We start from the raw sequence: 23,698 nt of genomic DNA on the forward strand, positions 1-23,698 counted from the left end.
CCTGCCAGGCGGAGCGATCAGACTCTGACTGGCTAGTGATAGTTGCAACTTGCGAAGGGACGAGACATTGCGAGTACACCAACGAATCTGGCATTACCTGTATCAACGGCAGCGGACCCAACCGCTGAGAAGCACGCGGGCGCTAGCGACCCTGATGTTGCTCCTCTCGGGGACGGCGGCCGGGGCGGCACAGATGCCGCTTGCGTCTGAGGTCAGCTGTCTGCATCTCCAGCCGGCTCTGGTTCATGGAGCGGCGCCGACCTGCCGCGCGTGGGGGCCTGCTCCACTGGGCGCAGAGGCTGGCAAACATCGGCAACGATCCCAGCATCTTTTCCCCAACAAAGAGCCTCAGCCAACGAGTGCGCATACTCAGCGCCCACGGCCTGCTAACACAGTAGCGTCGGCTCGTCAGCCCCGTCGACAGAGCCGACCGGAACCGGCCCAGCTTCCCACGCAGCTCCAGTCTGGGGAAGTCGCGTCTCATACTCCCTCCGGACCGGAGGCTGTGAGCTGGCCGCCTTCCCAGATAGTGGCCACGCCGACGGCAGCAGCGCCGCAGGAGCCTCCGCCGTCGCAGGCCACGGGATCACCGGGTGGCGGCAGCAAGCCAGTGACCAGTGGCAACGTCTTCCCCTACGGACAATGCACCTGGTGGGCCAATCAGCGCTATTTCCAGCTGCATGGAATCTATGTTCCCTGGCACACCCAGGCCGATGCCTGGCAATGGGTGGCGCGGGCCTATGAGTTTCACTGGCACGTCTCGCGTGATCCCGTGCCTGGGGCCATCATTGTGTTGCAGCCGGGAGTCGAAGGGGCCTATGCTTTGGGACATGTGGCGGTGGTGGAAAAGGTACTGGGCCAGGGGCGTGTACTGGCCAGCACCATGAATTGGGGTGCCGCTCCCTGGAAAGTCCAGTACGTTGTGTACAGCGTCGGTCCTGGCGTCGCCTTTATCTACAGTGACTAGCCTGCGCGACGAGTCGCGGCTCAGCGCCCAGCCAGGTGTATCTCTGGTCTGGTGAAAGACGTTGCTGGCTCAATGTGAAGTGGGCCGGCTTGCTTTCCTGGCGCGGGTCCCGAGTCGCAACCAAACAGAGCGAGAACAATGATCAGGAGAGGCGATTGCAGGCCCTACCAGACCATCTGCGGCCCGACGTGGCTAGACAGAGCAGCGCTGCCTATTCGCTCTTTCGGCTACCGTCCTTACCGTTGTGGCCTGGTCCATACTGGCCATCCGTGGTCGCGCGCCAGCAGGGTAGTGCCTGGGATGCGTCTACCTATCCGTACATACGGACATCCGTCCTGCTGGCGCCTCCCCCTAATAGAATGGTGGTCAGCCGGCGAGGAAGCAGGTCCCTCGCCCCCTGCCTATGTGAGCGTCAGCAGGCCGAGCTGGTTAGCTCCTGCTTCCGTGAACCAGACTTGCTGGCGATTGGCCACCGCCACCCCGAAAGGGAAACTGCTGGCCGTCGGCACCAGGTAGTAGAGGAAGCGCTGCTGCTCGGGGAGCAGATGAGCAAGCGCATTCGCGGCTGCCACCGTGACCCAGACCCCGTCGCTCTTATCCAGGGAGAGGCCGTAGAGACCGCCAGACGAGCCATCGGGGGTCGGGGCATAGTAGCGGGTAAACTGGCGGCTGGAGGGATTGAAGCGGAGCAGTAAATTGTGAGCAAACGTGGTGACCCAAACCTGGCCTTGCTGGTCGACGGCAATCTCCATTGGCATCGCCCCGGGATCAGGGGTTGAGAAGGTCGTAATGGCTCCCGTGCGGGGATCAAGATAGCCAATACGGTTCCGGCTTGATTCCGTGAACCAGAGGTTGCCGTGAGCGTCGCTGGCCAGGCCATAGGGATTGAGCTGCTGGACGGTATGGTGTGCTGCGAGTGGGTACTGACGCAGTTCTCCAGTGGCAGGATTGAGACGTCCCAGCGCATCGGCATTCATCTCGGTGAACCAGATCAGGCCCTGTCGGTCCATGAGCAGCTCATTAGGAGCCACCGGCAATGTCAGCTGCTTCCCCTTATGGGCCGGATCGGGCGCGGTGATCGTAGGCAACGGGTAGAGCTGGAAGCGGCCAGTGCTGGGCAGGTAGTGACCGATATAGTTAGCGTACTGTTCCGCAAACCATAGCGAACCATCGGGGGCCACAATCAAGCCCATCAGACCCCCCCGTCCGTGGGGAGGTACTACTGTCTGCCAGCTCGCGCTCCGGGGGTCAAACATCGCGATGCGGTTACTGGCCATTACCCCAAACCAGACTCGCCCCTGCTGATCGAGAGCGGGCCGCATGAGCATATCGCCCTCGGAATGACGCGTCAGCGGGTACTCGTGGAAGGTAGCCGTCTGGATCAGCGCTGGCAGCGTCCCGGGTTGGCTGATCAGGGTAGGCACGACCGTAGCTGTAGCAGCAACAGGCGGCTGACCAGTTGCTGTCGATGAGCCGCCGCAGGCGCTCAGGATCAGAAGGAAGGCGAGCAACAGCCAGGAGAGCCAACGGCGGCGGATGGCCACCACAGAGGGCGCGAGGCGACCGAGCGCCATCTGCCCTCCAGGCGCGCCTGCTGTTAGATGAGCAGGAGGCCCATCTTCATCCAAGGCTAAGCGACCTCCTCCACAAAGATCCCACGGACCCCGTCCTCGCTCAGTTGCTCCAGGCGGACTGTCACAAAGGTATTCTGCCAGTTGCGTGTCTCGGCCTCCGGCAGCTGCTCTACCTCGACACGTACATAGGTATCGGTTAGCCCCTCCCAGTAGCCCTGCTTACGCTGTTCCAGCAATACCTGAACCGTCTGGCCCAGGAAACGCTGACGGAACTGGCGTGACAGTTCCGCGGCCAGTGCCAGCATGCGCTCGCTGCGAGCCTTCTTCACCTCTTCCTTGACCTGGGAAGCCATGCGAGCTGCCGGTGTGCCCTGGCGCGCTGAGAAACGAAAGACGTGGCAGCGAGCGAAGCGCAGCTCGGTAGCAAGGGCATAGGTCTGCTCGAAATCCTCCTCACTTTCCCCGGGGAAGCCTGTGATAATATCGGTGCTAATGGCGATATCGGGGATCAAACGTCGGGCCGTCGTCGCAATCGTGCGATAGCGTTCGGTTGTGTAGCGCCGTCCCATGCGCCGCAGAATGGTATCTGAGCCGCTCTGCAAAGGGAGATGCAGATGACGGCAGAGACGCGGATTCTCCCATAGCTCCAGCCACTCCAGGCGAAAATCTTCCGGCTCCAGCGAAGAGACCCGAATCCGGGCGATCGAGGTCTCGCGCAGCAAAGCTGCCAGGAGATCCCCAAGATCCTGCCGCGGGTTCTCCGGGGGATGATAATCACCCAGATGCACGCCGGTCAGCACCACCTCCTTGTAGCCGGCGCGGGTCTTGCGCCGGACTTGCTCGACTACTGAGGCGATACTGCGACTGCGCGATCCGCCGCGTACATATGGAACAATGCAATACGTGCAGCGATTATCGCATCCATCCTGGACCTTGATCTGCGCCCGTGTGCGCGAGAAGGGTGGGCGCCAATTGTCTGGCAACGTCAGGGGCGACAGGCTGTCGGCGTTCTCGGGGAGAGGCTCCGCCTCGAGGGGACTGTCGCTGCCAATGTGGTAGCTATCAAGCGGCAGCATCGGCAATGCCCGCCCAGAGCCACGACCCTGCTGTCGATAGCCGGGCACTACGGTTGAGGCCCCCTGCTCAGCAGAGCGCTTGCCCTCCCGAAGGCGCTGGCAAATAGCCTCCACCAGGGAAGTCTTGCCGCTATTACCAACCACCAGATCGACCCCAGGCAATGCGGCCACTGCCTGGGGATTGGCCTCGGCATAGCAACCCGTCACTACCAGGAGAGCGTTGGGTTGGCGGCGCTGCACCTGGTGGATCAACGCTCGTGAACTCCGATCCCCGAGATGGGTCACGGTACAGGTATTGACGATATAGACATCCGCCGGTTCGTTGAAATCCTGCTGGATAAAGCCGGCGGCATGCATCTGCTCGCTGATTGCCTCGCTATCGGCCTGGTTGACCTTGCAACCTAACGTCGCAATAGCGAATGTGGCCGGTCCGCGTTCTGAAAGGCTCATACGATCCCCAACTCTCTCCAAAGCTGGCTGGCCTCCCCTGATCATCTGCTCACACCATTCCTATCCTATAGACAGCCGTGCCACTCAGAGGTCGACAGTGTCCGCGAACACCCCATCAACGGCCTCCTGGCAGTCCTGCCCGGGCCTTGCCTTCTGCCGTTCCCAGGACGGAGCGGACAGGCAGGCATCAGCACGGGGCGAGGCGGGACTTTCTCTGTGCAGAGAGAGTATCTAACAGCGCGCCTTTCGCTGTCAAGCGATCCAGACCAGAGCCCCCCTCCTTCCCGCTCATCTCTGTCTCCATCTCCTGGCCTCGCCCTCCGCGATCTGGATACAACCTGGGTGCCATCCGGCCTACGATCCCTTTATCGGCTCATGTCCTCCTGCGGGGGGAGCGGCGCCGTAGATCGGCTGCTGTCCCGTGCCTGGCGAACGGAGGCCGAAGGCGCTGCTGGCTCGGAGGCTGGAGACGAGGCAACGGTCGGGAGCGCTTGGCCAGCAGCGGCTGTCTGAGCCGGGATCTGACCATTGGCCCAAGCAGGGGCGCCGACAGGGTCAGGGCCAACGGGAGCCAGCGAGGTGAGGGACTGGTAGGCCAGCGCGCGACGCAGCTGCAGGGCAGCGTTCATCTCGGGCGTGACAACCAGGTTGCGCTCAATCAGCGGCAGCACAAAAAGCACATTGCCCAGCCCGAAGATGGTGCCCGTCAAAACGCGTAGCAGTGGGGTACTCTCTCGCCAGCCGAACATCTGCGTGAAGCCATCGAGAGCGATCGGCACCAGCGTCAAGGCCCAGAGCCACCAGGGGATGCCGGGCAGGCGACGCTTGCTCAGCACGAAGAGCAGCGATCCGACGAACATCGAGGCATAGATGGAGAAATTGCGCTCGCACATCCCGAGAGGGTGACCAAAAATGTAAAAGGAATGTGAAGGTATCTGAGCGCAGATGAGATGCAAAGCAAAGTAGATGGGGCGAGCGAGCGTATCCAGCCCAAAGTAGAATAAGAAAGGCACACTCACCGCCAGCAGCACAATGCTCCCCAGCAGGGCTGTGACCCCATAAGCCCAATAACGCAGCAGCCAGGACCCCAGACCTTCAATCAGCGCGTTCAGGCGAGCCGAGCGACGTCTTCGAGGCACAGGAGCGGGGCGGGCAAGCGACTGAGGGAGTGGAGAGACTCCCTGATCGATGGCCATGAGCCTGGTCCTCCTCTTCTCTAAACAGACAGACACTTAGGGCAAGTGGAAGGCCCTCGCCAGATCACGGAATTCAATGCGCCCTTCCAGGATCTGCCCATCAACAATAATCACCGGAATGCGATAGCGGTACAGTTCGAACAGCTCAGGATTGCCGCGAATATCAATCTCGGTCAAATCGAAATCTAGCTGGCTAGCGATATCCTCAAGCATCTCCCGGGCCTCGTCGCACAAGTGGCAGCCGGCTTTCGTATAGAAGGTCACCTGTGGCGAGGACTGCTGTTTCTGCCGACTCACGCGCGTTGCTCCATTTTCTCTCCGCCCGCCAGTCTCCTCACGAACGTGGGGAATGATCCCAGCGGCTGGCCGGATAGGTTCCTTCTCAGGGGAAATGATATCACGTCGGTCCCACTGGCGACAAGCGGGAACCGGGAGCGCCGGCGCCAAAGTGCCGTGGATATACTGCAAGATAGGCCCTATCACCGTATACAGCCTTTGGCTCTGTCTGCCGATCTTGAGCAGGTGATACAATACAATATACTCATTGAGTCTTCTACTGCCAAGCGATGTGAAATGTGAGGAAGCAGGATGGCAACGAACGCAGCAGAGAGAGAGAGGAGCAGTAAGCGCTTTTCGGAGAAGGCACGAGCTGAGGCCAGAGAGGCCGTCAGCCGGATCACGGCCCTCCTGGAAGGGCGCCCGCTGGTCAGAGGGATCACCATCGATGGGCCGGCCTCGCGCGACCTAGATGATGCTCTCTGGCTGGAACCCCTGCCCACGGGGGGCACCCTCCTGCAAATCAGTATCGCCGATGTCGCCTCGCTGGTCACCCCGCAGCTCACTCCCACGCTGGAGCATGAGGCACGAGAGCGGGCCTTCACACGTTATTACTCCAATCACACGGTACCCTTGCTGCCACGCTTGTTGAGCGAAGAACATCTCAGCCTGCGAGAGGGCCAGCGACGTCCAGCTGTGACCCTCATCCTGCCCTTCGACGCCACCTGGCAACCGGGTGAGCCGCGCCTGAGCCTCACCTGTCTGGCGAGCGTCAAACGCCTCTCGTACGCAGAAGCTGACACCTTGCTGGGCGAGGCGGATCATCCCCTGGGAACGATGCTGCGTAGCCTCTACCGCCTCGCCGAGCAGCTCTTTCAGCTACGGTGGGCCCGTGGTTCGCTCGCCCTCTACGATCTGCATCGAGGTTGGGCTACCAACGAAGAAGGCTTTCTCCTCCGTCTCAGCAGAGAGCAGCGGCATCGCTCCTATTTTCTCATACAGGAGTGCATGATCCTGGCCAACCAGCTCTTTGCTCAACTTCTGGCCCAGCGTGGTCTACCAGCCCTCTATCGCAACCACTGCTCCAAACCAATTGCCCCCGCGGGTGAAGCCCTGCGCGAGATGCTTGAGACGGCCCTCCTACGGCCCGACCAAGTCAGGCCGGAGCAGGTTAGCGCCACCATTCAGCTGGTCGTGGAGCGAGCCACCTATGCGCCAACCCTGCGCGGGCATTTTGGTCTCCAGCTACCAGCCTATCTGCATCTGACATCACCACTGCGACGCTATGCCGACCTGGTCAATCAGCGCATCCTGCTCTCCCTCATGCAGAGCGAGAACGCCACGCCACTCCCCAGTCGCGAGGAGCTAGAGGAGATTGCCAGCCACCTCAACGAAATTGAACGCAGCCTGAAGGCGGAGAAACCAGCCTACTTCCTTTCGCTCTACGAACAGCAACTGCAGCGGCAGGTTGAGGAGGCGCTGGCTCAGGGAGGCGAGCATCCCCGTCCTCTGGCCGGGCTGGATGCGCGACGCTTTCACAGCCTCGTGCGTATCGCGGCGCAATCGCAGCTGTTGCCCCCGGTCATTGAAGAAGAGATTCTGGCTCGTTTGCACGAAGACGCCCTTGGTCCTCATGATCTCTTTACCTTGCTTTTTCGTTTCACGACCACCGGTCGGAACTGGGAGCGCGTCAAGCGGGCCGCCCTTTCCTCCCTCTGTCGCCAGCCGCAGCACGCAATCAGCCTGCTCGCCATGGGACAGCAAATACTGGGCTGGGAGGCCCCAGCCTATGAGGAGCAGACCCTCTTTGGCAGTGGAGGGCAGCCTTGCTTTAGCGCCTGCGTCAGCCTGCGCCTGGCCGACCAGTGCTATCGCTCGGCAACATATCGGGTCCAGCGTAAGGATCGGGCGCGTCAGCTGGCCAGTGCTGATCTGCTGGTCAGAATGAGCGGCTTCGAACTGGAGGAGATCGCGCCTCTGCTGAAAGCGGCTTCCGATCTGCGCTGTCTCGCTGCCAGCAAGGAGGAACAGGGTGCAGAGCGAGCGAGACAGGCGCAGGATCAAAGCCCAGAGCCACCGCTTGCCGAGGTCAACTACAAGGGCACCTTGCAGGAGCTGGCACACAGTCATCGGTGGGGAACACCGCTCTACCGTCTGCTCGCTCACAATGGACCAGCCCATGCACCTCACTTTACGGCGGAGTGTGAGCTGCTCATCGCTGGCGAGCGCTACAGCGCTAGCGGTCATGGCCCAAGCCGGGCCCGTGCCGAACAAGCAGCGGCCAGGAATCTCTTACAGTGTCTGCCTCTCCAACCAGAGCAGCGCCAGGCTCTGCTGGGACCATCCGAGCGCTCGGCAATGCGTCTACTGAACGAGCTGCTGCAGCGTCAGCGCATCGAGCGCGCCGAGTATGCCTATGAGCAGAGCGGATCACCCCAGGAACCGCGCTTCATCTGCACCTGCACCGTTACCTTGCCTTCAGGGGAAGCACTCCGGGCTCTCGCTCAGGGACGGACCAAGCGCGCTGCTGCCAGAGCGGCAGCCCTGAATATGCTCAAAGCCTTGCGCACCCAGGCGGATGAGCAAGGCTTTGAGAACCACTGAGCGTGTCGAGAGAGCAGGGCACAGAGACTCAGTCAGAGAGAAGCGTAGCGTGTAAAGGAATAGCCTTCTCGATCGTCTGCCCCACGGGTGAGGTACGCAGTACGTGCTGATGGAGTTCTTCAAGCACTTCCTGCGGAGCGTCGGCCTTCAGGTGGATACGCACCTCGATTCCAGTGTAGCCGGCATGCCCTTCGCGGAGACCAAGAAATACGGGCAAATCGATGTGGCCCTCGAGTTCGACGCGCAGCTCCTGAATCTGGATGCCGCGCAGAGATGCATTGGCGGTATAACCGATGGCTAGACAGCTTCCCAGCGCGCCGAGCAGCTGCTCTACCGGATTGGGGGCGGTATCACTGCCGCCCAGGGCCTTCGGCTCATCGGCATAGCTGGGGGGCAGGTCACGGATGCGAATCTCATTCAGGAAGCCACCTCTCCAGGTGACCTCAGCTCTCCAGAGGGTATCACCAGCCGCCGGCTCGTTCTGCAGTTTCGTACGCAGGGCCGCGATAGCTGCACTATCGACACCGTTGACCGTCGCAGATGTACTCACCTGGACCTCCAAAATTGACTTAATAGATCAAGAAAATCAATTTTGGGGTAAGTATATGGCAAGGGGCGGTCTTCTGTCAAGGGGAGAAGGCAGGGGAGATCAGAAAGGCGCGCTTTTCCACAGGCGCCTGGAGCCGGAGCAGGCGGAAAAGCGCGCCGCCAACAGTGAGCTGGTTACTTGCTATCAGGAAAGTGCTGAACAGGCCAGCTAGCCTGTCGTATAGGTCACGGGCGTATAGGCGCTTGGGCAGGATGAGCCACAGCTACTGGGATAACTAAAGTAGTAGATGCGCCCATTGTTGATCAGCTGGTCGGTAACGTCATAGACCCGGATGGCATACTGGCTGCCCCCTGGCGTCGTGGGCAGGATCACATAATCGTTGCCCATATCGGCATCCATCTGGGCGTGGACCCAGGTCCCGTTTTGATAGTAGTCGACCCCGTGGATGCCGTTGGCCAGGTGTGTGATGGAGATCGCCGACCAGTAGGGATTAGCACCCTGCAGGAAGGCAATATGGATATCGCCCGTGTAGTTAGGAGCCGGGATGAACTGCCAGCTGATCTGGCGATTGTTCCAGGCGTTGGGATACATATTGCCCACCGGCTGGCCATTGATCTGGAACTGATTCAAGGCGCGCTGGACAATGTCCAGGTGATAGGGATCGTCACGGCACCAGGCATTGCCATCCTGGCAGCTATCGGCCACCACCAGGTCGAGGGTGGCACCGGTATACTGATCGTTGACCCAGCTCCCATTGCGGCAGAAGGGCTGGTTCGGAGCACCGTCGTTAATGCCGGTACAATAGGCACCAATTGTCACGCGGACCCAGCGCCCGCAGTTGAGGCCGTTGTCGAAGACGCCGATCTTACTGGCATTCTGGGCCGAGATCGGGCGCGGGAGGTAGGTACTATAGTCACCCGGCGTATTTTGCACGTTAAGGGCCACGTAGTAAGGCGAGTCGATGTAGCCGTCGGGAACTCCGCATCCCCCATAGGGACTTCCCACGCCAGAGAACCAGGTCGCATTACCGGTGTGCACGCCATCCAGTGGTAAGGGTGTGGTCGGAACGCCTGGAATCCCCGGTGTCGGCGTTGTGCTGGCGGTGGCTGTTGGCGTCAAGGCCGGGGTTGGCGTTGGCGTAGGAGAGGGGGTTGTGCCCGCTGTAGGCGTCGGGGTGCTGCCTGGTGTTGCCGTCGCGCTGACTCCGCTGTTGCAGGCATTGCCGTTCACCGCGAAGGCGGTCGGCACAGGGTTACTCGTGGTCCAGGTGCCATTGAAACCAGGGTTGACAGTCCCGTTTGCCGGAACGCTCCCGTTCCAGCTGGCGTTGGTGACGGTCACGTCCTGCCCCGATTGGCTGAAGGTCCCATTCCAGCCCTGGGTGACACTCTGGCCCGCTGCCGGGAACGTAAAGGTCAGTGTCCAGCCGTTCCAGGCGGTGCCACTCGTATTCTGAATGACGATGTTGGCGCCGAAGCCGCCGGACCACTGGCTGGTAATGGTGTAGGAGACCTGACAGTACGAGTCGGCATAGCTGACCCTGGCCCGGCTCAGGAGACCGGCTACCAGCGAGCACATGACCACGACGGTCAGGCCGATCAATAGGAAGCGCGAGCGTCCAATACTCCTCATTCCGCTTCTCCTTGCACAGTAAGGCCAGTCGTGAGCCAGGGTGGTGGGACGATCATCATGGGCTGGCCGGCCCTGACGCCGTCTACCGCCCCAGCTCAGGGTCTTCCTGCCCCAGTATAGAGGAAAAGAAGCTGTCACAGCCAGAGCAAGTAGCAGTCACCTGCAAGACAGTGGCACGCGATAGCGGCGGACTGGGCCCGCCCGGTCGATCTGCGCAGGTTGAGGCGGTCAGGCATGGTACAATACAAGGCAGCCAGGCTAAGGAGGAGCAGGGGCAGGGACCTGCCCATCTTCCCTCGCGCCAGCCGGGCCGAGCGAGCTGCCAGGATCTGTGGCTCGATAGGCTCAGAAGGAGGGAGGGAGCAAAACACCATCAAGCTGAGGTGACAAACAAGGAGTGTAGCGATGACGCTGACCGTGGCAGCGCGACTGCGCTTGCAGGAGAACATGACCTTCCTGGCGGAGACAGCCAGCGGAAAACTGTTGCCGTTAACAGCAGCTGCCGAGCAGGGAGGAGCCGAAGAGAAACTGCGCCCGATGGAGCTGCTGCCGCTGGCTCTGGGGGCCTGCACTGGCATCACAGTTCTGTCCATTCTACGCAAAAAACGTCTGCAAATTACCTCTTATGAGGTCGTTGTCCATAGTGAGCGGGCAGAGCACCACCCACGTGTCTTTACCGCCTTTCATGTGGAACATCGTATCGCAGGCGTTGCTCTTGGACAGGAGGTGATTGAACGAGCTATTGAACTCAGCGAAACAAAATATTGCCCCGTGAGCGCCATGCTGCGAGCGGCGGCCCCGATCACACACAGCGTGACGCTCCTGACCCCCGGCGAGCCGTAGCATGCCTGGCCTGGGTCAGCTAAGGACTCCCTCGTTTGAGCAGCAGTGTGAGCCGGTTTGAACGGTTGGGGGGCTACAAAGGGGCTAGAAAGAGGCTTGTCAGAGGCCCTCGGAAACGGTATGATAGACGCATCTCGATGCCAATGCTGCAGACACAGAATACCGTCGTGGCGGTTCCAGGGCGCGAGAGGGGCCAGCCCTGTGGTGTGCTGGTGAGAAAGGCAAGCAATCCCTGCTCCAAAGGGGACGCCAGGCGGGGGCAGCCCTGGGTGTCTGTCCCCTCCCCTTTCTCCTCTCTTTTCCCTGGAAGCGGTTGTGTCGGACCGGTTGTCTGCGAAGGAGAGAAGGTTATGGATCGACATCTGGAAGTGGAAGAACTGCTCACAATCAGCGAAGTCGCACAGCTCTTGAGGGTCGATGCTACCACGGTCAGACGCTGGGTCAAGGAGGGCTTGCTAGAGGGGGTGCGCCTGCCTCGGGCCAGCCAGCGCCAGAGTTATCGTATTAAGCGCTCAACGCTGGAACGGCTCTTAGGTGAGGGGCAGAAGTAGCGTCGCACCCACCGTAACTGGTGACTGCAGATAGCTAGTGTGCGGGCTGATGGTCGTGAATGGCTGGTGACGACTACGGGTGGAATTGGAATAGTTGCCCCTCTAAGATCGAGCAAAGTACAGCCTGCGATCGCAGTCAGAGGGACTCTAGGCATGGTGGTCGGTGTCTCTCTACTATTTCTCTCCTCTGTCGAGGAAGGGCTATTTGTCTAATAGGGGCGTGTCCCCTGGTTGCTGTGGCATCGAGTCGTTTTGTTGCCAGCAGTGAGAGGGAGGCAAAAGCGACCGTGGTGAAGCGAAACAGGGAGCGCCCCCTGATCAATCTTTCCGAATGCTGATTGTTCGCTTCGCTTGTTTTCGGGCCAAGAGTTGTGATGCTACCTGGCGATGAGGCCGGGTAGCTTCTCTTCTGTGCACCACGGGCGGGCCCGGTAGGATGGATGGGGCCGGCTGGCTTTTTCAGTGACCTGGTATGAGATGAGACTTGCTAAGCACCCAGAGCAAGAAGAGGACGCTGAGTCCCCAGAGCGCCAGCACCAGAAAGATTCCTCCTCGAAAGTGAGGCTTCTCCTGAGCCTGAACGGCGCGTGCACGGGCCCGGCTCTCCTCTAGAATAGCAGGCGGCAGGAGCTTGATGGCCAGAAGAATTCCGAGCGGCAGAATGACCAGATCATCGAGATAGCCGACGACCGGGATGCAGTCAGGGATCAGGTCAACCGGGCTGAAGGCATAGCTCAGGAGACCAAGAAGCAGCAGGCGGTGGTACCAGGGCAGGCGCGGATCACGATAGGCCAGGAGAAGGGCATGGACTTCTTGCCGCAGTTGACGGACGCGCGCTTGCCAGCGCGCTCTGAAGGCTTGCATCGTTCCTCCAACACTTCCCTCAACGGTCTCTCCCTTTCAGTATACGTGCCGCGGCAAGCCGCCGCGCTCCCAAACTGGACCCTTCAGTAATCCAGTCACCGAGGCAGCACGTATGTGCTCAATGTCAGGATAGGGAGAGTCGCTACAGTGCAGATCAATAGGCCGGCCCCTGGTGCGGCTATCTCTCTTCTCGTTACCTTGGTCGGTCTGACTGACGGGAGGGGCGCAACCGTTGGCAGCCAGCTTACCCACTACTCTGATGGAGATGAGGAAGACGAAGCATGTTCGATCCCGTACACGATTCACAGCTAGCTAGCCAGCAGCCTGGCCTCCGGGGGAAGGAGTCAGCCACTGCCAGGACCAGGGTCCCGGCACGCCGGGCCTTCTTACGCCGCTCGTTGACAGGGATGGTGCTGGCGGTACCCGTTGGGGGCTTGCTGGCGGCCTGCGGCTCCGGCTCGACGATGACAGGTTCGGCCTCGATGCCGACCAGTGCGGCCACGTCAGCACCATCATCCCCAGTGCGCATGCTCTCGCTCGCTGCGGTGGCTGATAGTGGCTCGGCCTTCCGCGAGATTATGCAGGATGAGAATGCCCACGTGACCTTTCTGCAGCAGGCCCTAACCAAGGCAGGCGTCCAGCCTCGCCCCAAGCCAACCTTTAAGAACCTGGAGCAGATGGACGTCCAGGCATTCGCTCAGTTGGCCCAAACCTTCGAGAACGTTGGCGTGGGAGCCTATTTGATGGCGGCCCCGGCTATCGCCACCAAAGCCTATCTGGCCGCCGCTGGTTCGATTCTGACAGTGGAGGCACGCCACGCCGGCTTCCTCGATGCCTTGCTCAATAAGCCGCTGAGCCCCAATGGTGCCTTCGACAAGCCGCTCTCGCAAGCCGAGATTGTGAACGCCGTCTCGCCTTTCATCGCCAGCCTCAATGGGGGCACTGATCCCTCGACCTCTCTCAAGAACGATGCGGCTATTCTGAATTTCGCTCTCCTCCTGGAGTTCCTGGAGGCCGAATTTTATAATGTGAACGTACCAAAGTTCTTCAAATAACGCTCTCTTCGCTCCTCTCCTTCTGGGGAGAAACGTCGCTGGCAAGGACACGGGGGGGTGGGAGGAGCGGGCTGGGCGCCGGACGCCAGGCCTGTGAAGATAGCGGTTGGTCAGGCGCTGCCGGAAAGGCCGCCTGCCACCCACTTCCTTCGCTCACTGGCGTCCAGCGCTTTTTTGTTTGGGGGAGACCAGAGAGGGGCTGACCTCGATGAGCTAGAAGTGCTACCCTGCTGCTCAGCCTGCAAGGCACCACGGCCAGGGGCCTCCAGGACAGCCACCAGATCCGCAAATTGTGCAATATGACCAATAAACGAGAGGGAATCTTCAGCTATTCTGCCAATGACGGCGCTAAAAACGAGATGGTAATGTATATTCACAAAAGGGAACTGTGCAGATTGACTAAAGGCTCTGCCGATCATCATTCTGGCCCGGGCAGACATTGACTGCAGAGCCAGAGACAGTCGATGGCTGCGAGTCGAGCCGACCGGAGCAGATCCCACAGCGCTGCTGCTGCCCCCGTTCCCCTGGACGCGGCAAGAGATCAGACCGAGGGAGGAGCGGTCGGGGAACAATGAGTGACGTTGCGCATCCTGCCGGTATGAGTGCGGCCCTGGACTAGACCAGCTCTGGTCTAGCGAGCTGGCTGCCTTGCTCCTCGAGGCGAGGGAGGATAACCTTGCAGCAGCGGCGAGAGACAAACACCAGCTCTAATAGCATAGCAACTCACTGCCCATACTGTGCCTTCCAGTGCGGCATGCTCCTGGGAGGAGGCCCACAACAGATATGGATCGAGGGCGACAGGAGCTTTCCCGTCAACAGGGGAGGACTATGCCTGAAAGGGTGGACCTCACCCCAGACGCTGGCCCATCCTGAACGCCTCCAGACACCACTCAAACGTCAGCCTGATGGCCGCTTGCTGCCGGTCTCATGGGATGAAGCACTTGACAGCATTGTGCAGCACATCCAGATCACCCAGCAGCGCTATGGGAAGGAGGCTGTTGGTGTCTTCGGGAGCGGGGCCTTGACGAACGAAGAGGCCTATCTGCTCGGCAAGTTCGCCCGCCTGGCCCTGAACACTTCCCAGATCGATTACAACGGGCGCTTCTGCATGTCCTCAGCGGCGGAAGCCATGAATCGCGCCTTCGGCCTCGACAGGGGGCTGCCCTTCCCTCTGGAAGACCTGGCTCAGGCCGAGGTCATCCTCCTCGCAGGGAGTAACATCGCCGAGACCATGCCCCCGCTGATGCAGTATCTGGACCGGCAGCAGCGAGCCGGAGGCCTGCTGATCACGGTCGATCCCCGTCACAGTCTCACGGCTCGTTCAGGCCAGCGGCATCTGCAGCTCACGCCTGGCAGCGATGCGGTGCTGGCCAATGGCCTGCTGCACGTTCTGATTCGTGATGGCCTCATCGACGAAGATTACATCGCCCAACGCACCAGTCACTTTGACGCCGCCCGGGCAATGGCCGCGGCCTATTGGCCGGAGCGCGTTGAACGCCTGACCGGTGTACCCGAGCGAGACCTGGTCGAGGTGGCTCATCTGCTGGGCCAGGCTCACTCAACCATCATCTTGACCGGGCGCGGCGTTGAGCAGCAGCGTCAAGGAGTGACCAATGTCCTGGCTTATATCAACGTTGCCCTGGCCCTTGGGCTTGTCGGCAAGCCCGGAAGCGGCTTCGGCAGCCTCACTGGCCAGGGCAACGGCCAGGGAGGACGCGAGCATGGCCAGAAGGCCAATCAGCTCCCGGGCTATCGCCGGATCGACGATCCTGCGGCCAGAGCCTCCATCGCCCGTGTCTGGGGCATTGACGAGAGCGAGCTTCCAGGTCCAGGCCGCTCGGCTTATGAACTGCTGGCCAGCCTGGGCACGCCCGAAGGCGTGCGCTGTCTGTTCGTCATGGGCAGTAACCCGGTCGTCTCAGCTCCTAACGCCCTGCACATCGAAGAGCGGCTGGCTGCCCTCGACTGTCTGATCGTCTGTGACTTTTTCCTATCTGAGACGGCACGCCTGGCCACGATTGTCTTACCAGTCACTCAATGGGCCGAAGAAGAGGGCACGCTCACCAATCTCGAAGGCCGCGTCATCCATCGGCGCCGTGCCTTTGACCCGCCAGCTGGCGTCTGGGATGAGATCACGTTGCTCTGCGAGCTGGCCAGGCGCCTGGGCAAAGACCAGTATTTCCGCTTTCGGAACGCCCGGGAGGTCTTCGAAGAACTCAGGCGCGCCAGCGCCGGGGGCCTGGCCGACTACGCTGGCATTACCTACGAAAAGATCGATGCCCAGCAGGGTGTTTTCTGGCCCTGCCCGACACCGGATCACCCGGGTACTCCTCGCCTCTTCGCCGACAGCTTCCCCACTACCGACGGACGTGCCCGTTTTCATGTCACCCACTATCAGGGGCCTGGCGAAGAGCCTGACCGCGACTACCCCCTCTATCTCTGCACGGGGCGCATTCTGGCTCATTATCAGTCAGGCAGCCAGACCCGGCGCATCAGTCAGCTGCGCGCACTCAGTCCGGAGCCGTTGATCGAGATTCATCCGATAACTGCCAGGGAGCACGGTCTCTCTGAAGGGGATTTGGCCCTGCTCTCAACACGTCGGGCAAGCATGCAGGGCCGTATCAGGATCAACGAGACGATTCGCCAGGATACGCTTTTCGTCCCTTTCCACTGGGGAGGCGTACAAGCAGTCAACCGCCTGACCAATCCTGCGCTCGATCCCATGAGTCGCATGCCCGAATTCAAGGTCTGCGCAGTGCGGATTGAGCGTCTTGCCAATCCTGGCGAGTAACATAGGGAGGGAGCAACACAGATGACGCGGAAACAGCGACTCGTTGTCGTCGGCAATGGTATGGGCGGCGCCCGCCTCGTCGAAGAGATTGTCAGCCGCCCGGGAGGAGAGCATTACGAGATCACGGTCTTGGGGGCTGAACCCTACGGGAACTATAATCGTATCCTGCTCTCGGGGGTCCTGGCCGGCACCTATTGTCCCGAACACATCTTTCTCCATCCGCTGGCCTGGTACAAGCAACATAATATCAGACTCTACGCCGGTCAGGCCGCCACTCGCCTTGACTGGCAGAGCCACCGCGTCCAGATCGCCGATGGCTCCTGGGAACCGTACGACCGCCTGGTAATCGCTACTGGCAGCAGCCCCTGCCTTCCCCCTTTGCTCAACCTCGTGCGCGAGGATGGCCAGCTGATCGAAGGAGCCTTTACGTTCCGTACTCTGGACGACTGCCAGGCCATCCTTGCCCACAGCAGCCGCGCTAGACGTGCCGCCATCATCGGCGGGGGACTCCTCGGACTGGAGGCTGCCAGTGGTCTAGTCCAACGCGGGCTGGAGGTTCACCTCATCCACCGTGCTCCCCACCTTCTCAACCTGCAGCTCGATGCGGCAGGTAGCACCGTCTTAGCACGCCTCGTCAGCGAGCAGGGGGTCCAGCTGCACCTCGGCAAGGAGACGGTGGCCGTCCTCGGAGCAGACCGGCTCTGCGGCCTGCGCTTCAGTGATGGCAGCGAACTTGCTTGCGATCTCTGCATCATCGCCACCGGCACCCACCCTAATACCGATCTGGCCCGGGCAGCTGGCCTGGCCGTCAGGCGCGGCATCATCATCGGTGATGACCTGGCCTGCAGTGTCCCCGATGTTTTTGCCCTCGGTGAGTGTGCCGAGCATCGTGGGCAGACCTACGGCCTGGTCGCCCCCGTCTGGGAACAGGCCCGCATCCTGGCTGAGCGCCTGACCGACAGCGCCAGTCAGAAACAGTACACTGGTTCAGCTATCTCGACACGGCTCAAAGTCAGCGGCCTTGACCTGACGGTTATGGGCGATAAAGAGCCGGCCAGCAGCACTGACGAGGTCATCACCTACGCCGAACCCACCCGTGGGATCTATAAGAAGCTGATTGTGCGCGAGGGACGTCTGCAGGGCGCCATCCTGCTGGGCGACCTGCCAGGCAGTATGCCTGCTGCCCGCCTTGTGCAACTCTTCCTGCGCGGTGATCCCCTGCCCACCAACCGCGCTGAGCTGCTCTTCCCCTACCATGCTGGCAGCAAGCAGGAGCTATCAGTGGCCGAGCTTCCCGACGACACTCAAATCTGCAACTGCAACGGCGTCTCTAAAGGCAGCATCCTGGCTGCCGTGCGTACTGGCAAGCGCAGCCTTCAAACCCTCTGTGAAGCCACGCGCGCCGCCACTGGTTGTGGCTCCTGCAAGAGCCAGGTCCAAGAGCTACTCGTCCTGGCCTGCGAGGGTGAGGTCGCCGAAGACCCGGCGGTGCACTACTACGTCCCAGCCATTCCCTTGACCAAGCCTGAACTGGTGCGCGTCATCAAAGAGCGCAAGCTGCGCAGTGTCTCCGCGGTCTTCCAGGCGCTTGCCAACGGCAGAGAAGACCCGACCAGCAAAGCTGGTCTGGCCTCCCTGCTCAAGACCATTTGGGGCAAGGACTACCAGGACGAGCGTGATGCTCGTTTCATCAACGACCGCGTGCATGCCAATATCCAGAAGGATGGCACCTTCAGCGTTGTGCCGCGCATCTACGGAGGCGTCACCACACCCGAGCAACTGCGCCGCATTGCCGACGTCGCCGAAAGATATCGCGTGCCGCTTGTCAAGATCACCGGCGGACAGCGTATCGACCTGGTTGGTGTGCGCAAAGAGCAGCTGCCAGCCATCTGGAAAGACCTCGGCATGCCCTCGGGCCATGCCTACACCAAAGCCTTTCGCACTTGCAAGACCTGCCTGGGCAGCGACTTCTGTCGCTACGGTCTGGGAGACAGTACCGCCCTTGGCATCAAAATTGAAAAGCGTTATCAAGGCATCGAGATGCCCCACAAGGTCAAGCTGGCCACCGCCGGTTGCCCACGTAACTGCTCGGAGGCCACAACCAAGGACCTGGGGGCCGTGGCCATTGAGGGAGGCCGCTGGGAAATCTACGTTGGGGGGGCCGCTGGTTCGCGTGTTCGCAAGGGGGACCTGCTTTGCACGGTCGCGAGCCACGAGGAGGTACTGCTCTACATGGGACGCTTCATGCAGTACTATCGTGAGAACGCCAAATACCAGGAGCGCAGCTACGACTTCGTAGAGCGCGTTGGCATCGAGCAGCTGCGGCGCGTCCTGGTGGAGGATGTCGAAGGCATCTGCGAGCGCCTCGACCGCGAGATCCAGGCGGCCGTCGACGCCTATGTTGACCCCTGGCAGCGCGAGGCCGAGCAGCCCGCGACCCCCACCCAGTTTAGTCAGGCCCTGGATGCCGTGCCCGTTCCCCTGGGGGCCAGCGAGTGAGCATGCATTGATCCCGATCAGGTCTGCCTTATTTATCCTCGCCCACGGACGCCTGCCCGAAGTGCCGCCCAGGACAGAATGGAGTGGAAAGGAGGAAACGAGCGAGCCATCATGAAAGCGCCGCTACCACCCGGAGCCGTGTGCTATAATCTAGGGCACATCAGCCGCATTCCGCGCGGCGAAGGCCGCACCTATCGGTTGCGTGATCGGCTCATCGCCGTCTTCCGCAGCCGCAACGAAGAGCTATTCGCGACACAGGCTGACTGCCCCCACCGGGGAGGGCCTTTAGCCGACGGCATCATCGGAGATGGCCAAGTCATCTGCCCGCTGCACGCCTTCAAATTCGATCTGCGCACGGGCGCCCCGCTTGGGAATAGCTGCCCAAGCCTGCGCACCTATCCCGTTCGCCTTGATGCCGACGGCAACATGCTGATCACCGTCGACGACTAAAAAAGACAGGAAGAGGGTCGGGCAGGCCCTGCCCTCGCTGCCTCGCCTCAGTCCGCCGCTTAACTTGGCAGCGGACGGGCGAGGTCGCTCGATAGGCCACAAACGAGTCGATAGACAGGAAATGAGGGGAAGGCGAGACAAGCGGAAAGCGGAACACGGAAAGAGGAAAAGGGACCAGCCATGACAAGACGCTTTGCAGAAGCCGAGATCGCTGTCCTGGAAGCCCGCATGAGCGGGGAACTCGCCAATCTCATCGCGCGTCACGGCGGACGCGCCCGTTGTATCCCTGCCGTGCGCGAGGTTCCGCCGGCAGATGCGACCCAGCAGGCCATGACCTTGCTGCATGAGCTGTGCGCTCATCGCCTGGACGCCGTTATCTTCTCGACCGGCGTGGGCGCCAATGCACTGTTGCGAGAGATCGAGCAGCAAGGTCTGCTTCCAGAACTGCTTGATGAGCTCAAGCGGATCACTATCATTTGCCGTGGTCCCAAGCCGGCCACCGTGCTCAGGAGACACGGCCTGCCGGTGCACATCAGTGCACGCGAGCCATACACTACCGAGGAACTCCTCGACGCTCTGGATGAGATCGAGCTGAATGGGAAGCGGGTGGCGCTGCTGCACTATGGAGAGCGCAACGCCCGGCTCGTGGCTTACCTTCAGGAGCGCCGTGTCCAGGTTCTAGAGTTTTGCCTCTACGAGTGGCAGCTCCCCGAAGACACCAGCTCCCTCAGCCAGCTCATTCACGACCTCTGTGCCGGACGAGTCGATGCCCTCATCCTGACCAGTCAGATCCAGGTGCGTCACCTCTTCCAGCTGGCAGAGAGAGAGGGGTGCAGCCAGAGACTCGCCGAGGCCCTGCGCAAGCGGGTCACAGTCGCCTCGATTGGTCCCACCTGCAGTGAGGCTCTGCAGCATTATGGCGTCAGGCCGCAGGTTGTACCAGAGCATCCGCGCATGGGCCACCTCGTCAAGGCTCTCTCGGACTATCTCGAGCGCCAAGGCCAGGCTCTTCCCAGGAGCTAACTAAGGCTCACGGAGCTGCCTGCGAGCAGGGCTTTACCCATCGCATCGTCCCGGCTCCCCCTCTTCTCCACATCGGACTGCTCAAGCGGCAACCTTAATTGAGCCGGCCTCGGCTCGCGCACTGGGTAATGATCAACCTGCTGTCCTATCATTAGGAGGTCATTATAACTATGCGCATTCTCCGCACACCGTTTACTACCTTGATGGCGGCCTTCCTCCATTTTGACACCTGCTTTGCGCTCTGGGTTCTGCTTGGAGCGCTTGGCATCTTCATTGCCCAGAATCTCAAGCTCAGTCCTGCCGAGCAGGGCTTTCTCGTAGCCGTGCCCACTCTTGGTGGCTCGCTGGCGCGCTTCCCAATGGGGATACTGGGTGATCGCTTTGGCTACAAACGTGTGGGCACCATTCTGCTGTTCTTCTTGTTCCTGCCCTTGCTGGCCGGCTGGCTTCTGCCCCTCAACTTTCCGGCTCTGCTAGCTGTTGGCCTCCTGCTTGGCTGTGCCGGTTCCTCCTTTGCCGTTGCTCTGCCGCTGGCCAGCCGCTGTTACCCTGCTGAGCGGCAGGGGCTGGTTATGGGGATCACCGCCGCTGGCAACATGGGGACCGTGATTGCCAACCTTGCTGCCCCAGCACTCGCGCGCAGCTATGGCTGGCATGTCGTCATGGGGCTGGCCATGATCCCTCTGGCTCTGGTCCTGCTCATCTTCGTGACCCTGAGTCGCGAAGCTGAGAAAGCTCCGGCCAGTACTGTCTCCCTATCCCAATCATCCGGGTCCATCTTCAAAAGCGCCGATCTCTGGTGGTTTGCGTTCTTCTACAGCATCACCTTTGGAGGTTTCGTTGGTCTGAGCACCTTCCTACCTCTTTTCCTGCACAACCAGTATGGCCTGAGCGCCGTCAGCGCTGGCCTCCTCACTGCCTTTGCCAGTCTGGCCGGCAGTCTGGCTCGTCCTCTGGGGGGCTTCCTCGCTGATCGCCTGGGTGGCATCTTCATGCTCAATATTGTCTTTAGTCTAGTGGCCATTAGCTACGCCTTGCTCGCCTGTGTTCCACCGCTCGGCCTGGGAGCTGCGCTGATCCTCTTCCTGTTGGCGATGCTTGGTACAGGCAACGGTGCGGTGTTTCAGCTTGTCCCCCTGCGCTTCCCTCAGCAGATCGGCATGGCCACCGGATTCGTGGGGGCTTGTGGCGGACTGGGGGGCTTCCTCCTGCCTTCGCTGCTGGGCGAGGCTAGGCAGCTGAGCGGTGGCTACGCTACGGGACTGATCAGCCTGGCGCTCCTTGCTCTTGGTGCCTTAGTCAGCCTGCGCCTGCTCGTGAGCCTGCGACCGGACTGGCAGCTTGGACAGCACGCTGCTGCTCCTGTCGGACGGCCCACGACCTACTCTGGTGGTCGCGGTGGCTCATAGCAGCAACCTCAGGCCCGGAGCCGGAGGGGAGGGAGGAGGCCTCTCTCCTCTGCCAGCCTGACGCTTGTACGGCTGCTAGCCATGCTTCTGGGCCTCTCTCTGGCCAGGCCACGCTTCCTCATGCTATACTGTGGCTACGAGATCAGGCATGTCCCGGTCCACTGGGTGCGTCGCTTGCGTGGTGGGCCGGGTCGGGTCTCATCTCTCTATCCAGCACGTGCCCACCCAACGAAAGAACGCCAGTAACTGCTGCAGAGAGGAAGCGTGGAGATATGCAGGAGAAGCATGCGGCTGAACCCGCTCCAGGAGACATGCGCTACTATGATTCCATCCTCGATGCCATCGGCAACACCCCACTGGTGCGCCTGCGCAAAGTCGCTGCCGATGTTCCCCCCCTCGTGCTCGCCAAGATCGAGATGCTCAATCCTGGTGGCAGCGTCAAAGATCGTATCGGACCAGCTATGATCGAATATTGCGAGCGCCAGGGCCTGCTGCGTCCTGGGGGTACCATTGTCGAACCCACCAGCGGCAATACCGGTCATGGCCTGGCCATAGCTGCTGCCATCAAAGGCTACCATTGCATCTTTGTCATGACGGACAAAGTCAGCGAAGAGAAGCGCAGCTTGCTGCGAGCCTATGGAGCTGAGGTTGTCATCTGCCCGAGCACCGTGCCCCCCGATTCGCCTGAGCACTACAAGAACGTGGCTCATCGTCTCGCGAAGGAGATTCCCGGGGCCTGCTGCCCTGATCAGTATTCCAACCCTGCCAATCCGGCTGCTCACTATGCCAGCACTGGACCGGAGATCTGGCGCGATACTGCTGGGCGCATCACGGCCTTTGTGGCGGGCATTGGCACCGGTGGCACCATCACCGGTACCGCTCGCTATCTCAAGGAGCAGAACCCGGCTATCAAGGTCATCGGTGCCGACCCGGCAGGCTCTGTCTACTCGGGCGACACTCCCAAGCCCTACAAAGTCGAGGGCATCGGCATGGAGGTCTTTCCCAAGAATTACGATCCCTCTATCGTCGATGAAGTCATTCGCGTCGAAGATCGCATCTCCTTCTACTGGGCCCGGCGCCTGGCTCGCGAAGAAGGGATTCTCGTCGGTGGCTCCTCGGGCACTGCCCTGGCGGCAGCCCTTACCTACGCACGCCGGCTCACTCCCAATGATGTCGTTGTTGTGCTCTTCCCCGATACCGGACGTGGCTACCTGAGCAAGCAGTTTAACGACACCTGGATGCGCGAGAACAACCTGCTCATGCAGGCTGAGAGTGAGCAGCCAACGCTGCGGGACGTGCTCACCTATCGGCGCACGCATGAGGGGAGCATGCCGCTGGTTGTCAGCGTCGCCCCCCAGGACTCGATCGCTGATGCTGTTCAGCTGCTCCGTCGCTATGGGATCAGCCAGACACCTGTGATGGAGGACGGGCGCATGGTGGGTAGCTTGACCGAGGATCTGCTGCTCCTGCATCTGGCAAGCGGAGAATCGCTGAGCGAGAAGACAGTCGGCTCGCTCCAAGGCCCCCCTTTCCCCGAGCTGCCTGCTGATGCCCCTATCCAGGAAGCCTATACCCTCTTTCGGGGTGGTCACTCGGCGGTGGCCGTCATGCAAGGCCCCCAACTCGAAGGCATTGTCACCCGCAGCGACCTGCTGGAGTTCTGGGCTCACAGCCGGGAGCGAACCTGCTAGCTAGCACTCTGCCGCTCCCGCATCTCTTCCCCGCTCTATCAGACTGCAGGGTTGGGCTGGGCTGCGCTACGCTTGAGCGGCATAACGGGGAACAAGGGAGAGCGCGGCCCAGCAGCATCTGCGCTCTCCCTCATCTTGACAAAGCGCAAATCTGCTGCTACCATCGAAGCGTGGTGTTTGAACGCAGCGAACTGGCC

The 23,698-nt window shown here is 61.1% G+C and carries 18 protein-coding genes; 11 read left to right on the forward strand and 7 right to left on the reverse strand.

Going from position 1 to position 23,698, the window contains the following annotated elements; genetic code table 11:
- The first annotated feature begins 505 nt into the window (after positions 1 to 505).
- Positions 506 to 967: a CHAP domain-containing protein gene (locus tag KTAU_RS21555; RefSeq protein ID WP_170293196.1), complete on the forward strand. Its 462-nt coding sequence runs from the start codon at positions 506 to 508 to the stop codon at positions 965 to 967.
- 401 nt (positions 968 to 1,368) lie between these two features.
- On the opposite strand, the gene KTAU_RS09875 is transcribed toward KTAU_RS21555, so the two are convergent.
- The 4 genes from KTAU_RS09875 to KTAU_RS09890 all read right to left on the reverse strand — a co-directional run bounded on the left by KTAU_RS09875 (position 1,369) and on the right by KTAU_RS09890 (position 5,560).
- Positions 1,369 to 2,595, reverse strand: coding sequence for a Vgb family protein (locus tag KTAU_RS09875; RefSeq protein WP_151728239.1), 1,227 nt, complete (start codon positions 2,593 to 2,595; stop codon positions 1,369 to 1,371).
- Positions 2,596 to 2,597: 2 nt separating this feature from the next.
- On the reverse strand, positions 2,598 to 4,067 hold the full coding sequence (mtaB, locus tag KTAU_RS09880; RefSeq protein WP_170293197.1) for a tRNA (N(6)-L-threonylcarbamoyladenosine(37)-C(2))-methylthiotransferase MtaB: 1,470 nt from the start codon (positions 4,065 to 4,067) through the stop codon (positions 2,598 to 2,600).
- Positions 4,068 to 4,432: 365 nt separating this feature from the next.
- Positions 4,433 to 5,263 carry a DUF2085 domain-containing protein gene (locus KTAU_RS09885; RefSeq protein WP_151728241.1) on the reverse strand — a complete coding sequence of 277 codons (831 nt, stop codon included), beginning with the start codon at positions 5,261 to 5,263 and terminating at the stop codon, positions 4,433 to 4,435.
- Between the two features lie 36 nt (positions 5,264 to 5,299).
- A complete protein-coding gene (locus tag KTAU_RS09890) occupies positions 5,300 to 5,560 on the reverse strand; it encodes a glutaredoxin family protein (RefSeq protein WP_151728242.1) in 261 nt (86 codons plus the stop codon).
- Positions 5,561 to 5,851: 291 nt separating this feature from the next.
- Here KTAU_RS09890 and KTAU_RS09895 point away from each other — a divergent pair, with 291 nt between their 5' ends.
- Positions 5,852 to 8,143, forward strand: coding sequence for an RNB domain-containing ribonuclease (locus KTAU_RS09895; protein ID WP_151728243.1), 2,292 nt, complete (start codon positions 5,852 to 5,854; stop codon positions 8,141 to 8,143).
- A gap of 28 nt (positions 8,144 to 8,171) precedes the next feature.
- Here the strand turns inward: KTAU_RS09895 and KTAU_RS09900 are convergent, their stop codons facing one another.
- Positions 8,172 to 8,693, reverse strand: coding sequence for an OsmC family protein (locus KTAU_RS09900; RefSeq protein WP_151728244.1), 522 nt, complete (start codon positions 8,691 to 8,693; stop codon positions 8,172 to 8,174).
- A 207-nt stretch (positions 8,694 to 8,900) separates the two neighbouring features.
- Positions 8,901 to 10,325: a cellulose binding domain-containing protein gene (locus KTAU_RS21910; RefSeq protein WP_228026388.1), complete on the reverse strand. Its 1,425-nt coding sequence runs from the start codon at positions 10,323 to 10,325 to the stop codon at positions 8,901 to 8,903.
- 405 nt (positions 10,326 to 10,730) lie between these two features.
- Between KTAU_RS21910 and KTAU_RS09910 the strand changes: the two genes are divergently transcribed.
- A complete protein-coding gene (locus tag KTAU_RS09910) occupies positions 10,731 to 11,168 on the forward strand; it encodes an OsmC family protein (protein WP_228026389.1) in 438 nt (145 codons plus the stop codon).
- Positions 11,169 to 11,518: 350 nt separating this feature from the next.
- Positions 11,519 to 11,719, forward strand: coding sequence for a helix-turn-helix domain-containing protein (locus KTAU_RS09915; protein WP_052889029.1), 201 nt, complete (start codon positions 11,519 to 11,521; stop codon positions 11,717 to 11,719).
- 459 nt (positions 11,720 to 12,178) lie between these two features.
- On the opposite strand, the gene KTAU_RS09920 is transcribed toward KTAU_RS09915, so the two are convergent.
- Positions 12,179 to 12,583, reverse strand: a complete 405-nt coding sequence (locus KTAU_RS09920) for a YkvA family protein (RefSeq protein ID WP_151728245.1) — start codon at positions 12,581 to 12,583, stop codon at positions 12,179 to 12,181.
- 281 nt (positions 12,584 to 12,864) lie between these two features.
- Between KTAU_RS09920 and KTAU_RS09925 the strand changes: the two genes are divergently transcribed.
- The 7 genes from KTAU_RS09925 to KTAU_RS09955 all read left to right on the forward strand — a co-directional run bounded on the left by KTAU_RS09925 (position 12,865) and on the right by KTAU_RS09955 (position 23,501).
- On the forward strand, positions 12,865 to 13,638 hold the full coding sequence (locus KTAU_RS09925) for a ferritin-like domain-containing protein (RefSeq protein ID WP_151728246.1): 774 nt from the start codon (positions 12,865 to 12,867) through the stop codon (positions 13,636 to 13,638).
- 676 nt (positions 13,639 to 14,314) lie between these two features.
- Complete coding sequence (locus KTAU_RS09930) at positions 14,315 to 16,429, forward strand: molybdopterin oxidoreductase family protein (RefSeq protein ID WP_228026390.1); 2,115 nt, start codon at positions 14,315 to 14,317, stop codon at positions 16,427 to 16,429.
- A gap of 21 nt (positions 16,430 to 16,450) precedes the next feature.
- A complete protein-coding gene (gene nirB, locus KTAU_RS09935; RefSeq protein WP_151728247.1) occupies positions 16,451 to 18,928 on the forward strand; it encodes a nitrite reductase large subunit NirB in 2,478 nt (825 codons plus the stop codon).
- Positions 18,929 to 19,006: 78 nt separating this feature from the next.
- On the forward strand, positions 19,007 to 19,378 hold the full coding sequence (locus KTAU_RS09940) for a Rieske (2Fe-2S) protein (protein ID WP_228026391.1): 372 nt from the start codon (positions 19,007 to 19,009) through the stop codon (positions 19,376 to 19,378).
- Positions 19,379 to 19,558: 180 nt separating this feature from the next.
- On the forward strand, positions 19,559 to 20,401 hold the full coding sequence (locus KTAU_RS09945; protein WP_151728248.1) for a uroporphyrinogen-III synthase: 843 nt from the start codon (positions 19,559 to 19,561) through the stop codon (positions 20,399 to 20,401).
- A 170-nt stretch (positions 20,402 to 20,571) separates the two neighbouring features.
- Positions 20,572 to 21,810: an MFS transporter gene (locus KTAU_RS09950; protein ID WP_151728249.1), complete on the forward strand. Its 1,239-nt coding sequence runs from the start codon at positions 20,572 to 20,574 to the stop codon at positions 21,808 to 21,810.
- A 311-nt stretch (positions 21,811 to 22,121) separates the two neighbouring features.
- Positions 22,122 to 23,501: a cystathionine beta-synthase gene (locus tag KTAU_RS09955; protein WP_151728713.1), complete on the forward strand. Its 1,380-nt coding sequence runs from the start codon at positions 22,122 to 22,124 to the stop codon at positions 23,499 to 23,501.
- The last annotated feature ends 197 nt before the right edge of the window (positions 23,502 to 23,698 follow it).

Source organism: Thermogemmatispora aurantia (genome assembly GCF_008974285.1).
Classification (GTDB): Bacteria; Chloroflexota; Ktedonobacteria; order Ktedonobacterales; family Ktedonobacteraceae; genus Thermogemmatispora; species Thermogemmatispora aurantia.

Excerpts from the sequence above, each read along its gene's own strand:
- mtaB (WP_170293197.1), bottom strand. The coding sequence starts at position 4,067 with ATGAGCCTTTCAGAACGCGGACCGGCCACATTCGCTATTGCGACGTTA.
- KTAU_RS09885 (WP_151728241.1), bottom strand. The coding sequence starts at position 5,263 with ATGGCCATCGATCAGGGAGTCTCTCCACTCCCTCAGTCGCTTGCCCGC.
- KTAU_RS09895 (WP_151728243.1), top strand. The coding sequence starts at position 5,852 with ATGGCAACGAACGCAGCAGAGAGAGAGAGGAGCAGTAAGCGCTTTTCG.
- KTAU_RS21910 (WP_228026388.1), bottom strand. The coding sequence starts at position 10,325 with ATGAGGAGTATTGGACGCTCGCGCTTCCTATTGATCGGCCTGACCGTC.
- KTAU_RS09910 (WP_228026389.1), top strand. The coding sequence starts at position 10,731 with ATGACGCTGACCGTGGCAGCGCGACTGCGCTTGCAGGAGAACATGACC.
- KTAU_RS09915 (WP_052889029.1), top strand. The coding sequence starts at position 11,519 with ATGGATCGACATCTGGAAGTGGAAGAACTGCTCACAATCAGCGAAGTC.
- KTAU_RS09920 (WP_151728245.1), bottom strand. The coding sequence starts at position 12,583 with ATGCAAGCCTTCAGAGCGCGCTGGCAAGCGCGCGTCCGTCAACTGCGG.
- KTAU_RS09925 (WP_151728246.1), top strand. The coding sequence starts at position 12,865 with ATGTTCGATCCCGTACACGATTCACAGCTAGCTAGCCAGCAGCCTGGC.
- nirB (WP_151728247.1), top strand. The coding sequence starts at position 16,451 with ATGACGCGGAAACAGCGACTCGTTGTCGTCGGCAATGGTATGGGCGGC.
- KTAU_RS09940 (WP_228026391.1), top strand. The coding sequence starts at position 19,007 with ATGGAGTGGAAAGGAGGAAACGAGCGAGCCATCATGAAAGCGCCGCTA.
- KTAU_RS09945 (WP_151728248.1), top strand. The coding sequence starts at position 19,559 with ATGACAAGACGCTTTGCAGAAGCCGAGATCGCTGTCCTGGAAGCCCGC.
- KTAU_RS09950 (WP_151728249.1), top strand. The coding sequence starts at position 20,572 with ATGCGCATTCTCCGCACACCGTTTACTACCTTGATGGCGGCCTTCCTC.
- KTAU_RS09955 (WP_151728713.1), top strand. The coding sequence starts at position 22,122 with ATGCGCTACTATGATTCCATCCTCGATGCCATCGGCAACACCCCACTG.